General features: G+C 46.2%; 18 protein-coding genes. 1 reads left to right on the forward strand and 17 read right to left on the reverse strand.

All coding sequences use genetic code 11. The features are described 5' to 3' along the window. Positions 1-89 precede the first annotated feature (89 nt). The 5 genes from bshB1 to QNO02_RS18830 form a co-directional block, all read right to left on the reverse strand. The gene (gene bshB1, locus QNO02_RS18810; protein WP_289389658.1) at positions 90-788 is read right to left on the reverse strand and encodes a bacillithiol biosynthesis deacetylase BshB1; all 699 of its coding nucleotides are present in this window, start codon (positions 786-788) and stop codon (positions 90-92) included. Then, complete coding sequence (gene mgsA / locus QNO02_RS18815) at positions 785-1225, reverse strand: methylglyoxal synthase (protein WP_091028967.1); 441 nt, start codon at positions 1223-1225, stop codon at positions 785-787. Before mgsA ends, bshB1 begins: the two co-directional genes overlap by 4 nt. 11 nt (positions 1226-1236) lie before the next feature. Further along, a complete protein-coding gene (dapB, locus tag QNO02_RS18820; RefSeq protein WP_017687734.1) occupies positions 1237-2040 on the reverse strand; it encodes a 4-hydroxy-tetrahydrodipicolinate reductase in 804 nt (267 codons plus the stop codon). Between the two features lie 80 nt (positions 2041-2120). Further along, complete coding sequence (locus QNO02_RS18825; protein ID WP_289389660.1) at positions 2121-2645, reverse strand: tetratricopeptide repeat protein; 525 nt, start codon at positions 2643-2645, stop codon at positions 2121-2123. Positions 2646-2695: 50 nt separating this feature from the next. Continuing rightward, a complete protein-coding gene (locus QNO02_RS18830) occupies positions 2696-3025 on the reverse strand; it encodes a nucleotide pyrophosphohydrolase (protein ID WP_017687732.1) in 330 nt (109 codons plus the stop codon). 172 nt (positions 3026-3197) lie between these two features. Between QNO02_RS18830 and QNO02_RS18835 the strand changes: the two genes are divergently transcribed. Further along, on the forward strand, positions 3198-4067 hold the full coding sequence (locus QNO02_RS18835) for a YitT family protein (protein ID WP_221820340.1): 870 nt from the start codon (positions 3198-3200) through the stop codon (positions 4065-4067). A 123-nt stretch (positions 4068-4190) separates the two neighbouring features. Here QNO02_RS18835 and QNO02_RS18840 read toward each other — a convergent pair whose 3' ends face one another. From QNO02_RS18840 to QNO02_RS18895, 12 genes are all read right to left on the reverse strand, one after another. Further along, entirely contained in the window at positions 4191-5060 is an 870-nt protein-coding gene (locus QNO02_RS18840; RefSeq protein ID WP_289389661.1) for a sporulation protein YpjB, read from the reverse strand. A gap of 66 nt (positions 5061-5126) precedes the next feature. Continuing rightward, on the reverse strand, positions 5127-5753 hold the full coding sequence (locus QNO02_RS18845; RefSeq protein WP_133385333.1) for a DUF1405 domain-containing protein: 627 nt from the start codon (positions 5751-5753) through the stop codon (positions 5127-5129). 110 nt (positions 5754-5863) lie between these two features. After that, a complete protein-coding gene (locus QNO02_RS18850; protein WP_036607643.1) occupies positions 5864-6748 on the reverse strand; it encodes a menaquinol-cytochrome c reductase cytochrome b/c subunit in 885 nt (294 codons plus the stop codon). A 21-nt stretch (positions 6749-6769) separates the two neighbouring features. Further along, entirely contained in the window at positions 6770-7441 is a 672-nt protein-coding gene (qcrB, locus tag QNO02_RS18855; RefSeq protein ID WP_017687726.1) for a menaquinol-cytochrome c reductase cytochrome b subunit, read from the reverse strand. A 15-nt stretch (positions 7442-7456) separates the two neighbouring features. After that, positions 7457-7999: a QcrA and Rieske domain-containing protein gene (locus QNO02_RS18860; RefSeq protein ID WP_017687725.1), complete on the reverse strand. Its 543-nt coding sequence runs from the start codon at positions 7997-7999 to the stop codon at positions 7457-7459. A 192-nt stretch (positions 8000-8191) separates the two neighbouring features. Further along, the gene (locus tag QNO02_RS18865; RefSeq protein WP_289389662.1) at positions 8192-8614 is read right to left on the reverse strand and encodes a DUF2487 family protein; all 423 of its coding nucleotides are present in this window, start codon (positions 8612-8614) and stop codon (positions 8192-8194) included. 152 nt (positions 8615-8766) lie between these two features. Next, positions 8767-8946 carry an IDEAL domain-containing protein gene (locus tag QNO02_RS18870; RefSeq protein ID WP_017687723.1) on the reverse strand — a complete coding sequence of 60 codons (180 nt, stop codon included), beginning with the start codon at positions 8944-8946 and terminating at the stop codon, positions 8767-8769. A gap of 23 nt (positions 8947-8969) precedes the next feature. After that, on the reverse strand, positions 8970-9476 hold the full coding sequence (locus QNO02_RS18875) for a gamma carbonic anhydrase family protein (protein ID WP_091028957.1): 507 nt from the start codon (positions 9474-9476) through the stop codon (positions 8970-8972). 47 nt (positions 9477-9523) lie between these two features. After that, positions 9524-10642 (reverse strand): hypothetical protein, encoded by a 1119-nt coding sequence (locus tag QNO02_RS18880; protein ID WP_133385335.1) that lies wholly within the window; start codon positions 10640-10642, stop codon positions 9524-9526. Positions 10643-10875: 233 nt separating this feature from the next. After that, entirely contained in the window at positions 10876-11475 is a 600-nt protein-coding gene (locus QNO02_RS18885; RefSeq protein ID WP_091028954.1) for a histidine phosphatase family protein, read from the reverse strand. 43 nt (positions 11476-11518) lie between these two features. Next, positions 11519-12154: an anti-sigma factor family protein gene (locus QNO02_RS18890; RefSeq protein WP_091028953.1), complete on the reverse strand. Its 636-nt coding sequence runs from the start codon at positions 12152-12154 to the stop codon at positions 11519-11521. Further along, entirely contained in the window at positions 12151-12744 is a 594-nt protein-coding gene (locus tag QNO02_RS18895; protein WP_062835180.1) for an RNA polymerase sigma factor, read from the reverse strand. The genes QNO02_RS18890 and QNO02_RS18895 overlap by 4 nt, the downstream gene beginning before the upstream one ends. Between the last annotated feature and the right edge of the window lie 617 nt (positions 12745-13361).

A 13361-nucleotide genomic window follows, 5' to 3' on the forward strand; every position in this document is an offset into this window, starting at 1 on the left:
TCCTTTGATCTCCCGCTTCATGCAGGTTGATATAATGCAACGTGTTAATGAAACGATCCGTCTCATTAACACGTAAAATGTGAAATCGTTTATTGGGCACCCGGGCCAAATTGATGAACCACATAAGGTGTAATTGTAGCAAAACCTTCTGCAAACGGGATGAGACTGCGTTGTCCAAGCAAGGAATCACGGGCTCTTACACGTTCAATATACCCTTGATTCAATGGCGTCGAGACCGCTCCGTCTCCCAGTTCGAATTGGGAACGATAAGAGAGCAATGATGTTTCTTTTTGCTCATAGTGTTCCGTAATATCTACAATCAAATCCGTAGGTCCAATGTCATTAATAAAGTAAAAATAAAGTTCCTTCACCTGCACGGCAGGCATGTCCGGCATGTAGTTCCGAAGCTTCGCGTTAAATACAGCCTCCTGCACAAGCTTACTGCAATTGACATGATCCGGATGACGATCTTCCCAATACGGAGCAAACACCATCCGAGGGGCATGACGCCGTATCTCAGCCGTCACCGCCTGTACATGGTCAGGCGTAAGATACAAGCCACGATCAGGAAGCCCCAGATTCGTTCGACACGAAAGACCGAGGACGCGGGAGGCTTGCTCCGCTTCCTCGGTTCTGCGCTCTACTGTTCCGTTGGAAGACATCTCAGCACGAGTCAGATCACACACGCCTACTTTCAAGCCAGCAGCGGTATGTTTGGCAATCGTTCCACCCATACCAATCTCCGCATCGTCTGCATGTGCTCCAAAGATGAGAATATCCAGACTCATTCGGTATCACCCGAATTCAATCCAGCCTCCGGCTTGTATTTATGTACCAGCTCTCTCCAGGCAAAATCACCACGATCCAGAGCCTTAACCAGAATCTCAGCGGTTGCGATATTGGTGGCAAGTGGAATTCCCTGCACATCACAAAGACGCAGCAACGCATTAATGTCCGGCTCGTGAGGTTGTGCCATCAGTGGATCACGCAGGAAAATAATCAGATCCATCTCATTTTGCGCAACCAAAGCTCCAATCTGCTGATCTCCGCCCAGTGGGCCTGATTCGAATCGATGAATCTTCAGAGACGTTCCTTCCATAATACGAAGGCCCGTTGTTCCTGTAGAATACAATTGATGGTCCGTAAAAACAGGCTCATATGCCGTCACGAAGTTAACCATCTCTTCTTTTTTACGATCATGGGCGATAAATGCTATTTTCAACATGACAATCTCCTTTAGTCGATAAAGTGGTCAAATCCGTAGATCATTCCTGTATATTCCATAACCTTTTGCACACCAATCTTAACACCAGGCATATAACCTGCGCGCTCGTAGGAGTCATGCCGAATTTTGAGTGACTGTCCATAGTCTCCGAAAACAACTTCCTGCTGCGCGAATACACCAGGCAATCGTACACTGTGAATTCGGAATCCGTTGTAATAACCGCCGCGTGATCCTTCAATGGTTTCTTCCTCATTTGGGTTACCCTGACGAAGTTCTTCCCGATTGGCAGCAATCAGTTCGGCAGTTTTGATTGCTGTTCCGGAAGGAGCATCCAGCTTCTGATCCCCGTGATATTCGATAATCTCCACATTTGGCATATGTTTGGCAGCCTGTGCTGCGAATCGCATCATCAGAATGGCACCGATCGAGAAGTTAGGGGCAATAAGCCCTCCAATTCCTTTGTCCTGGCATTGCTTGTCCAACTGTTCAATCTGCTCCGGCGTAAAGCCGGTAACACCCATGACAGGTCTGACTCCATGACGGATCGCAATCTCGGTATGTGTAAAAGCATATTGAGGCACTGTAAAATCAACCATAACCTGAGGTTTTGTTTCGGCAAAAGCCATTTCGATATCATCAGTCACCAGCACCCCACACTCTGGCAAACCAACAAGGGTTCCTGCATCCGTACCTGCTCCGGAGCGGTTGACAGCCGCTGCAAGCTCCAATTCCGGGTCCTGAAGTACCAATTTCACAACTTCACGGCCCATACGGCCAGCCGCTCCGATCACGGCAACTCTGATTACTTCACTCATATTGACTGCATCTCCTCGCTATGTTGGTTCATATCGTTGAATCCACTTCAACTCAAAAGAAATCTCTGCAAAATGAATTCTTATTGAATGGATTTCATACGTTGCTTGATTTCCTGTAACATCTGATGCAGCTGCCCATTCTGCGGGTCCAGCAAAATTGCCTCACGCAGCGCCTGAATTGCATAGTTAAATTCATTCAAATCACTGTAAGCCAGCGCAAGCATAACATGAGCTTCCACCGAAAGCGGATCAAGTTTGACCGCTTCTTGCAGTAGCGTTGACGCTTCCACATAGCGCTCCTGTGTTGCAATACCCGCCTGCTCCAACAGCAACTTCGCTCTGGAGGTCAATTGTTTTGCTTCCAACGTCTGCAGATGTAAAATATACTCTTCTGTTCCTGGCGACAATTCAACCGCCTTACGCGCATATTCAAGCGCTGGAACGAGATGCTTGCTGCGAGCGTGTGTAATGGAACAGCGATAATATAACTCCGCATGTTTTGGATGAGCGTGAATGGCTGACTCGAACCAACGAATCGCCTGCTCAAAATCATTTTGCAATATACAGCGGTAGGCCTGCTGCATATATTCTTCCGGTTTCATCATTAAGCTGACCCTCCCCGATCGGGTGATGGTACAGCATATGTAATCTACGCCTAATCGGTGTTTTTGGGAGTCCACCGATTGGCATCGCGGGTGTTAAATTTATGCATGACTTTATCGTGCGCCTCAGCCAGATCAATTCCCAGTGAGTTTGCAAAACAAATCGTGATAAATAAAATATCTCCAAGCTCAAGTTCAATGGAATTGGCTGCTTCGGAAGATTTCTTCGGCTTCTCGCCGAATTCATGATTCACTTCTCTGGCGAGCTCTCCAACCTCTTCAGACATCCGGGCCAACATGGCCAGAGGACTGAAATACCCCTCCTTGAACTGGGAGATATACTGATCAACCTCACGCTGCATTTCTGCGATGCTTTTCTCCATGAGAACGGATTCTCCTTTTGAAATGATGTCGTATTTGTTCCTAATAATATCAGTTATTTAGATTCACTTCCACCATCATCAGCGACAAATCATTTTTAAAGAATCAATAAACAGGTATACTAGATGGGAATGATTGCTTCTTCATTCTAATTTATCTACAGCGAGGGATCTTATGAGCACTGCCAAAACCTGGGTTCAAGTTAAACTGGTTCTTCCCATCGTGCTGGGTACAGCCTTATATGCCTTTGGGCTCCTCTATTTTATTATCCCCAACCAGCTTATGGAAGGTGGCCTCACCGGGGTTACGGTGCTGATCAATTACGCTTTTGGCATCTCACCTTCACTTACAACCTTGATTCTGAATGTTCCCCTCTTTCTGATCGGGCTCAAAATTTTGGGCGGCAGACAGATGATCTATACGGGTATCGGAATCGGGGCACTGACTGTTTTTCTGTGGTTGTTTGAGAAGTTGATTCATCTGGGCTGGATTGAACCATTACATACCGAGAATGACTTACTGTTAGCAGCACTATATGCAGGTGTTACCCTCGGAGCCGGCCTTGGTATCGTATTTCGTTGGGGTGGAACGACGGGCGGTTCAGACATTATTGCTCGTATTCTCAACCGCAAGTATGGGTGGAGTATGGGACGAGTATTACTGGGCATCGACTTCGTCATTATCGGGCTCTCTCTCATCTACATCCCCAAAGAAAAAATTCTGTATACGCTTGTAGCTGTATTCATCGCCTCCAAAGTCATCGACTTTATTCAGGAAGGTGCATATTCTGCCCGGGCATTTATGATCATTAGTGACCATGCACCCGAGATTGCCGACCAGATCACACGGGATATGGATCGTGGAGTTACCCTTATTCCAGCCATTGGCGCGTACTCTAAACAGGCCAAACACATGGCCTACTGCGTGATCTCCAGGCAAGAGTTCAGGCGACTGCAGACGATTGTACGTTCCATTGACCCCAGAGCATTTGTCATCATCAGCGATGTTCACGATGTACATGGAGAAGGTTTCAAAGAAAGTTGATTCACTATACAGAAACTACAAGAAAACCTCTTTTCGCATGAAGAGCCGTTAAAGTGGCTGTTTATGTGAAAAGAGGTCTTTTTTTATATACCACATATAGACCAGGATCAAATTCATATTCAATTAGCGCCGAAAAGGAAAAATCCCCTGCTGCTGCGCACGATATTTACGATATCCGGCGTAACTTAACGTCGCCACAATGACCGAACTAATGAGCAGCCCGGCTGCCCTGCGATCAGGACCCTGTACAAACGGTACAAAGGCACTCTCGTCCTTCTCGCGACCAAACAACTGGTTCACCAGTTCCTCCCCATGGCCCACCATGTTCTTTAATTGTGCCAGATCAGGTTGCTTGGCAGCGGTAAGCCCTTTGGTATGAGATAACCAGGCGTCCATCTGAGCAATCTCATACGGTTCACGGCGAATTAGCGCGGCAGGACGAATCGTCTCATAATGCTCCTCCAGAACGGTGTAGCGGTTTGCCAATACGGCCGCAGTTTGCCCTTGATTTGTAGCAGCGGATAAAGCGTCCAGATCGTTTTTCACGATTTTATAATACTGAAGCCATAAAGGCTTGGTTGGATTCGCGAGACTATCGGCTGCAAGTCTGAGCTTGGCAGAGGACTGCTGAAGAGAAGCATCGTCATTTTTCACCTTCACAACGGCTTGTTTCACTTCAACAATGGTTTCGGACAAGGCGTGAATGCCCTCAACCGTTGTTTGTCCCTCAAAGGAGATATGCTCCAGACTTTTACTGATACGCAGAATGCTTCCGCGCACTTCTTCAATATTATTCTCGAGCGCCTGACGATACAATATGGCTGCTTCCTCATTCAGTTGTGCAATTGAATTGCTTGTGGACACTTGTTGATCTGAATTCGAATTCAATGCTTCACTTTGCGCGGATACACGATATGCTAAGTTCGTCCAAAGCAGCAGAGCTATGAACGATACCACCAATAAGCCAGTTTTGATCCCAAACGTTCTCTTCATGGACATCCCTCCCACCACCAATGTATGGCGGGGGACAGTCCGTTAGAACAAGCTCAAGATCGGATATCAGGTTCGTCTCGCTTGTCTTAAGGCCAACCATGCGCACAGAATGCTTACCAGTGTCAGTCCGAATGTGAAATTACGCACACCATCTACATGATCATAGAGGGAAGCGGGTAACCAAGGGTAAATATCATATGTATAATCCATCGTATCGTTCAACAACGTCCAGAGACCTGCAACGACAAGGGAAGCCCAGCGGAAGCCGAAAAAACGTACATAAATAAGAGCTTCAATGGCCATCGCACTATGCGAAGCAATCAACATCCAGTCTTGCCAGTGCTGTGTACCGCCTTGCATCCATCCAGCGAAAATAATGGACACGGCCCACACGCCATATTTCACAGATGTGACTACGGCAAGCGCCTGAATCACATGTCCGATCCGTTTGATAATGATGGACCGTGGTGGGTACAAAACCCATAACAACGCTAAAGTAAAAAACAAACTCGCTGTTGGACTATCTGGCACAAATACGATCTGCCACACCGGCTGCTCAGCCAGCGTCAATTTCATTTGCTCTCCATACCAGATGTATCCGTATACCGTTCCTACCGCATTACACCAAAATAATAGCCACAGGAAATAACGATTGGTTAGAAATTCCCTACTCCAGAAATACGATAAAGCCACATTCCCTGCCCCTTCCTTCATCATATATTGCGCACAATAAAGTGCTGTCCAAAAAACACTTCAAAAAACCTGACCGCATAAACGATCAGGTTTCATTGGTTATTTCGATTTTACTGTTCTGCTTTCTGTTTCGCAAGCCATTCGGTCAGATGAGTGATCTCTTCATCCGTGACACCTTGAGCAATAGCATTATTGTACTGAGGCTGCATTGCATTGTAGCCTTCTTTGATAATGGTCAGAATCTCTTCCTGGCTGTGCTTGTCACCTATGCCTCGAAGCGAAGGTCCAGTTGCGCCCTTCATATCAGCCGCATGGCAGCCAATACATCCGGCCTTCTTGTACGTTTCCATTGCAGGATCATCCTGTTCCACGATCGCAACTTCTTCTTGCTGTCCAGGTGCATTGGAAACGGGTGGGAGCCCCTGTTCACGCCTCTCCAGCGCTTCTTCTTCACGTTGAATATGTTCAGGCTTCTGTCCACTTGCTTCCAACTCATGCTCGTAGTGCGTCCACGCTACATTTGTCAGGTAGAATACAGAAATGACCGACAAAATCATCAGTGATGAAGCAATTGGGCGTTTATAGAAACGCCGCTCCTTGCCTGTATCCAGGAATGGTGCCAGCAGCAAAGCTCCAAAAGCGACTCCGCTGACCCCCAGTACCCCGAGCAGAACGTAATCGCCCGATGCGTATGGATACTTCAAGTACTGATACAGAAAAAGGAAGTACCAATCCGGCATAGGAATTACGGATGCGCTCGGATTGGCCGGATACCCCAAAGGTGCAGGTTCTGAGATCGTTAGTACCAGAATCCCCACCAATACAACGACACCAACCATCCATTCTTTCAGCAGGAAGTTGGGAATAAAGGCTTCGGATTTTCCAGGATACGCCGTGTAATCAGGCGGGGTAATGAAGCCCGCCCCTTTACGGACCCGTGAATCACCGACAAAGATAACCTTTTCCTCATCATCCTTCTTATGTCCGTGAGCCATTGCGATTCCTCCCTTCTCAGTTTATAGTGGTCCCGAAATGCCCTGTCTGCGGATCATGATAAAGTGTCCGACCAGAAGCACCAGAAGCACAGCGGGGAGGAAGAATACATGCAGGGCAAAGAATCGGGTTAGTGTCTGTGCACCGACAATCGTACCGCCTTGCAGGAATTCTTTAATAATCGGTCCCAGCCAAGGAACCGTATTGGCAATCTCCAATGTTACTTTTGTTGCAAAATAGGCTTTGTTATCCCATGGCAACAAGTACCCTGTCAGCCCCAGGCCCAACATGACGAAAAAGATCAGCATGCCGACAACCCAGTTCATTTCACGCGGTGCCTTGTAAGAGCCTGTAAAGAACACACGCATCGTATGTAAGAACATCATTACGATAACCAGACTGGCTCCCCAGTGGTGCATGCCGCGAACAATTTGGCCGAAGGCTACTTTGGTCTGCAGGTACTCCACACTTGCGTAGGCATTGATAATATCAGGTACATAATACATGGTCAGGAACATGCCTGACAGAATCTGAATAACAGTAATAAAGAACGTCAATCCACCAAAGCAGTACACGAATGCGGAAAAGTGATGAGCCGGATTTACATGCTCTGGAACTTCATGATCCGCAACGTCCCGCCAGATTGGCGTGATGTCGAGACGCTCGTCAATCCAGTCATAGACATTTTTAAACATCTGCGTTCACGCCTCCTAATTCACTCGGGTGTTCGGAACAATGTCGCCCAGATATACCCAACCCTGCTCTTCCTTGACTACGTACTCATCCAGCGGTTTGGGGGCTACGGCAAGATTCTTCCCTTCCTTGTCATAGTGCGCGCCATGGCAGGGGCAATGATACTCGTCAGGGTATTGCTTGTCACTATTCCAGCCTACTGTACATCCCAGATGTTTACAGATAGGTGAGAGTGCATAAATTTTACCCTGCTCGTCTTTGCGAATCCACGCCACTAACGATGCATTACTCAGATACCAACCATCCTGTTGTTTAAGTTCAAAGGTGAATTCTTGAGGCTCATTCGTAATTTTGCTGATTTCAGCTACTTTGACAGAGGTGCCTTCTCCCTTATGTTGCAAAATCGGGTCCACCGCAAAACGGACCATAGGAAGGATTGCACCGGCGGCCATGTAGGCTGTAGCTCCACCAAGCGTGTAAGTCAAAAACTGCCTGCGTGACATCTCCATGCGGCTTGGCAATTTCAATGAAGCTTCGTGGTGGTCATGCTCACTGCTCATACTGTCTCCAACCCCCTTTTTCAGCCAACTCTCTCAAACGTTTTCATTTTCATAAATTCCACGACTTACTAGAACATACATAATCATATAGTAGCCCTAGAACACCGTCAAGAATTTGTCACACATTTTTAAGGTTCAATTGTAAGCGTTATTAAAAAAATGTTGGTAAATTGTCACATTTGTCGCCAAAAACTATTTTTCCCACAACTCTCGTATCTTTTCCCCTATAAATCTCGCAATCCCCTCTTCTCCGACCTCATGAGTTAACACGGACCGGCTCAAAATCAGATCAGCAGATGGAATGTCCACGCCATCCAAATGACCATCTGATGACATAATAACCACATATTTGAATCCTGAGGATTTAAGCTGTGCGGACAAGGAATTTAATGTCATTGACAATTCCGAATTAGCATAATGAAAGGCTGGATAAGTCATGATTCTCCCTTTGAAAGGAATTTCGACCAGATCCAGAAAATCACGCAGCCGCTCCAATGCCTCGGTAGCTTCAACTGGCGACTGCTCACCGCTAAGAGCTGTGTATGGAATAAGGCATGTATCCAGATAGAGTTGCAGTTCAGCCCAGCTGTCTTGAGTCATCTCACTGAATTTCAATTCCCTATATCCCCTCTCTATCCATTTTATTCCCATATTATATATGACCATATCTTATAAATCCAGACATTCATTTCAGAATTACACATATCAAAAAAGGAAATACGCCTCTGCGCATTCCCTTTTATCTCAGAAAGGATATATTTTGCCTATCAGTTTATGGTCCTCAGTTCATCCGTCAGACTCCGGAAAGCTACTTCGTCTCCGGTAGCTAACGCTTTATCGATTTCCAAATAGAGCTTCTCGCTGCGCTGTTTGCGAAGCGCTTCGTCCCACACCATCTCAGCTGCCAGCCCCAACATGACTTCATACGTAACTTTCATTTTATCCAATAGGATGCACCTCCAAAACGGATTTAAGAGCTCCTATATTCTTTTCCTTTGGTAACATAACCCAGTGAAGTTCTGGACATCCGCTCCAGATCGGCATCTGTCAGCTCACGTATCACTTTGGCAGGTGTCCCCAAAGCAAGAGTATAGGGCGGAATCTTACTATTCTCAGTAACAACAGAACCGGCTCCAATCAGCGTATATTCGCCAATGTCGGCTCCATTCAGCAGAATGGCTCCCATGCCGATTAATGATCCTGTTCCAATACAACAACCATGAATGATCGCTGTATGTCCTACTGAAACATCATCTCCCACAATCAAAGGTTGATCAGTATTGACATGCCCGACAACGTTATCTTGAATATTACAGCGCTTTCCAATGATAATAGGAGCCAAATCAGCCCGCAGGACTGCATTGAACCAGACGGAAGACTCTTCTCCCATTCTCAAATCACCGATCAGTTTTGCACCCTCAGCCATATATACCGAAGAGTGTAACTGAGGTTGTAAACCTTTGTATGGAATTATCATTATTATTATCACTCCTTAATTTGGGAGTGATTTTAGCAACTTGTCCTTCACTTGTCAAACATAATAGGTGTAATGTCTCCTGAGATGGAGCGACAGGATGCAGCAAGACGCGTGCCCCAGGCTGTCATTTGTATAGACCGACCTTCCTCATGTTCCCCAATACGGACCATGCCAAGATGCAACATCATTTTAACAATTCTGTTATCATAGATGGCCGCGGCCGTATCATAATAGAACGGCTGAATGAATGGACCGATCTGACGAAACAGCGACTCGGCGGTTGACCATTCTTGGGCACATTCGCCTGTCCAGTACACAATAGAGGACAGATTGGGAATAGCACCTTTATACAATCTTAACCAAAACCTAAATAGCTGTATCATTTCGGCTGTTTTCTCTGCCCCCAGCTTGTCTTCTCCAGCTGGTGACAGCTTCAGCGTGCCTTGCTCCTCACGAACCAGCCGATGGTGAAATGCATAGTCGTAGAGAAGTGCGAAACGATCCGGGTAATCCTTGAAGGAACGGCCATATCCGAATCTCCATCCACCTTTGCCCACCAATTCCTCACTAATGTGCAGATGCTCCATAATCTGCTGTTGAGAGCGACGGTACATCATGCCTTCAGCGTTAAGGGCAATCTCGTGCTGCTGGACAAACTGCAGGAACAACTTGAGATCATCCGCTAAGAGATGATATTCATCCCGATACATGGGTGGTTCCGTTGTTTTGGTAATCCCTGCTCGCAGATGTGTGGATAACACATCCCTGAATCTTAATTTCAGATCCTGGGGTACCTGATACAAATACCTGGTCTGCTGCGTTGTCCCATTGAACAACCATCCACTCTTATTAAAGCGAACGATGAGATCACGTGGACTCGCGCCAGCCTCACTCTCCTTTTTGTCCATCGATTGACGGGCTATGGCAATGAGTTCTTCCATACCATAATACTGGCGAGGATCAAACAACAAGTTGTTCAAAAAGCGCTGATCTGCTTGATTCAGTTGACGTACCTGCTGCTCAAAAAAGGGTCTGCTGCCCAATGTAGTGAGAATACTCTGGATGAGTTCGTGTTTGGAATTGGGCTTGCATTCACATTGGTAATAGTCTGCTATTCGATTAAGCTGGCCAATATCTGCAAAAGTAAGCATATCCGCTAGATTCATGGGTCCATCGCCTCGCCCGTTAACTACTTCGACTGTTGATTCGGAGCCTGAAATAGTTTGGTTTTGTAAACATCGTTGACGGAATTCCCATAATCTAAACCTCTTTTTGGAAATCTTTTATGTTTTAAATCATACTATGCCCCAAGTTGGTCAATCAGAAGAAAAATGAGAGGTTTGATATCATATAAAACCTTTATTTCCCCATAAAACGCAAAAAAACAACCCAAGTTGGATTACTCAGGTTGTTTCGCAGTGTCCAAAGACAGATGTCGTGTGCAATTATATAACAGCGGACTCCAGTCATCACGTTCCTTTTCCAGGATCGTCAGTGACAGGTTTCCAATCCGTTCTGTATACCGATCTTTAAACAAGGCTGTTAACAGGTTGGCCAGAAAAGCTCCATGAGTGACAATGAGCACGGCTTGGTCCGGATAGGCAGACCATAGATCTTCCAGAAACGCCAGTGCACGAATCTGGATATCCGCTATCTGCTCCTGTCCCAAGTCCAATGTCTCCCAGGATTTGCCCCAACGGGCAACCCGTTCTTCTGAAGTCAGACCTTCAATCTGACCAAAAGCCCTTTCTTTCAACCGTGCGTCCGGCTCAAGCAAAGGTACATTCAACAGTTTAGAGATAATCTCCCCTGTTTCCTGTGCCCGCGATAATCCACTTGTGATGATATAGTCCCACTGGTATTCTTCCGTCAACAGACGTCTTCCCAGTCGCTCTGCCTGTTCACGGCCTTCCCCATTCAGAGGTATATCAGTCTGCCCCTGTATACGGCCCGCCGCATTCCAGTCTGTAAGACCGTGACGAATAAGCCCGATTCGCACTTACATCCCTCATTTCTCCACACGGCGAACGAAAGGTTATTACCTATGCACTCGCACCTTGTTTACGTTTATTCGTTGTTCGATGCATACGTCCAAGAGAAAATAACGCCATTCCTATTGCAAGTAAAGAGAGGGCCATCCAATACTGCGGATAAGCAGGTCCCATGCTCACAACAAAAGGTTCTATGATACTTCCTCTGTCCGCTCCAGTCATGTTGTACTGATACATTCCAGAGGACGATGGTCCGCTTCCGGCAACCCCTGTCTCCAGGATACCCGTAGTAACAACTTTGGTTTGCTCAGCTTCTGATACGTCTGGCTTAAACATTGCCATATACAGAAAGCTGCATAAAAAAATAGCCAGGAACGCGGCAATCCACAAAGACATATGCTTGCGGATCACAGCAGAGAAACGATTAACCTTTGCCTCTTCCGGCAGTAGCCATGGAGACTCCGCATAGATCCGGTCCATAACGTTACGGTTCACTCTCTCTGCTTGTTGTTCTGTCACTGGAACCGGAATGCTGTGCAGCAAGATCTGAGCTTCTTCCCAGACCTCAAACTGCTCGGAGCACTCTCCACAACCAGCGAGATGAGCATGAAATGCAATCCGCTGAGGATGAGTTTCCGGCAAGTCCCAGACCAGTGCAAACAGTTCCTGGGCTTCATTGCAATTCATCGGTTCTTCATCCCTTCATATGGCTCGTACACCGGTTCGAAGAAATAAGGTTCCAATTGAGTTTTTACGCTTGATCTTGCTCTGAATAATAGCGATTTCACAGAACTGACGCTCTGCCCAAGAATATTCGCAATCTCTTGGTAGTCTAGTTGATCATACTCGCGGAGTATAATCGCAGAACGCTGCTTCTCCGGCAAATTGTTAATCGCATCCCTAACCAGCATCACCCGCTCGCTGCGCAGTACAGCATACTCCGGTGCATTCTCCGAAGGAGCAACGGGTACAATCCCGCTCTCTTCAAGTGGGACATTTCCGCTGCGCTGTTTGCGAAGCTCACTCAGTACCGTATTTCTCGCAATGGTATATAACCAGGTTGAGAATGAGGCATCCACCTCACGGAAAGAGTGCAGACTGCGGAACGCCTTATAGAAAGTCTCAGAACAGAGATCTTCCGCAAGCAGCTCCATATTGGAACTTTTCAACATATGATATACGAAAGCCAGTATTTTACGCTGATAACGACTCATCAGCTCGGAATATAACTCCAGGTTACCTTCCTTGATCTCTCGAATCAACTGGGAATCCGTCATTTGAGTGCGACCCCTCCTCGCCCATCCATGTGCTTCTCCCCGTTCGACTCTATCCATGTATTACCGAACAGGCACAAAAAAGTTGCGGTTCTCACCGCATATAAAAAGCGTTCAGCGCCATAACTGGCCTTCCCGCCAAATTCCCCTATGTAATGGCAATTTCCCCAACGTTTCTACATTAACAGTATTTATTGTACAACGGTCTGCATCATCCTGGCAAATCCATTGGTATCCACAAAACCCGACCTGTCATTCATATGCGGTCATTTTCACGTTCATGACTTCATTTTGAGCCTTTTTGGTAAGCCTTGCTTATATAGACGGACGACATACCGAAAAGGTTACAAAAATGTGATATTTTTTTGATCTAAGGTATCCCTAAAAAAAGGAGTTATTATCCTGAATTACCGAAAGATATAATTAATTCAAACAATTTTACTGAAAGTGTTGACAAAATGAAAACGTATACATATAATAAGGGTACAGTATGGTTTCTCTCCACTCCTATCCAATAACTGTATTGCTCCACGTGAGCAATGGCCGCTTTTGTAAGCGGTCTTTTTTTTGTCTTTAAAAAGATATTTATATGTTAATATTTTTATAAACCCTGTATAAAA

It is taken from the genome of Paenibacillus sp. PK1-4R, assembly GCF_030369595.1.
In the GTDB taxonomy this organism is placed as follows: Bacteria; Bacillota; Bacilli; order Paenibacillales; family Paenibacillaceae; genus Paenibacillus.

What these genes read in the sequence shown, in the direction of transcription:
- dapB (WP_017687734.1), bottom strand. Translation starts at nt 2,040, where the DNA reads ATGAGTGAAGTAATCAGAGTTGCCGTGATCGGAGCGGCTGGCCGTATG.
- QNO02_RS18835 (WP_221820340.1), top strand. Translation starts at nt 3,198, where the DNA reads ATGAGCACTGCCAAAACCTGGGTTCAAGTTAAACTGGTTCTTCCCATC.
- bshB1 (WP_289389658.1), bottom strand. Translation starts at nt 788, where the DNA reads ATGAGTCTGGATATTCTCATCTTTGGAGCACATGCAGACGATGCGGAG.
- qcrB (WP_017687726.1), bottom strand. Translation starts at nt 7,441, where the DNA reads ATGTTTAAAAATGTCTATGACTGGATTGACGAGCGTCTCGACATCACG.
- QNO02_RS18850 (WP_036607643.1), bottom strand. Translation starts at nt 6,748, where the DNA reads ATGGCTCACGGACATAAGAAGGATGATGAGGAAAAGGTTATCTTTGTC.
- QNO02_RS18880 (WP_133385335.1), bottom strand. Translation starts at nt 10,642, where the DNA reads ATGAATCTAGCGGATATGCTTACTTTTGCAGATATTGGCCAGCTTAAT.
- QNO02_RS18890 (WP_091028953.1), bottom strand. Translation starts at nt 12,154, where the DNA reads ATGAATTGCAATGAAGCCCAGGAACTGTTTGCACTGGTCTGGGACTTG.
- QNO02_RS18895 (WP_062835180.1), bottom strand. Translation starts at nt 12,744, where the DNA reads ATGACGGATTCCCAGTTGATTCGAGAGATCAAGGAAGGTAACCTGGAG.
- QNO02_RS18875 (WP_091028957.1), bottom strand. Translation starts at nt 9,476, where the DNA reads ATGATAATTCCATACAAAGGTTTACAACCTCAGTTACACTCTTCGGTA.
- mgsA (WP_091028967.1), bottom strand. Translation starts at nt 1,225, where the DNA reads ATGTTGAAAATAGCATTTATCGCCCATGATCGTAAAAAAGAAGAGATG.
- QNO02_RS18830 (WP_017687732.1), bottom strand. Translation starts at nt 3,025, where the DNA reads ATGGAGAAAAGCATCGCAGAAATGCAGCGTGAGGTTGATCAGTATATC.
- QNO02_RS18825 (WP_289389660.1), bottom strand. Translation starts at nt 2,645, where the DNA reads ATGATGAAACCGGAAGAATATATGCAGCAGGCCTACCGCTGTATATTG.
- QNO02_RS18840 (WP_289389661.1), bottom strand. Translation starts at nt 5,060, where the DNA reads ATGAAGAGAACGTTTGGGATCAAAACTGGCTTATTGGTGGTATCGTTC.
- QNO02_RS18860 (WP_017687725.1), bottom strand. Translation starts at nt 7,999, where the DNA reads ATGAGCAGTGAGCATGACCACCACGAAGCTTCATTGAAATTGCCAAGC.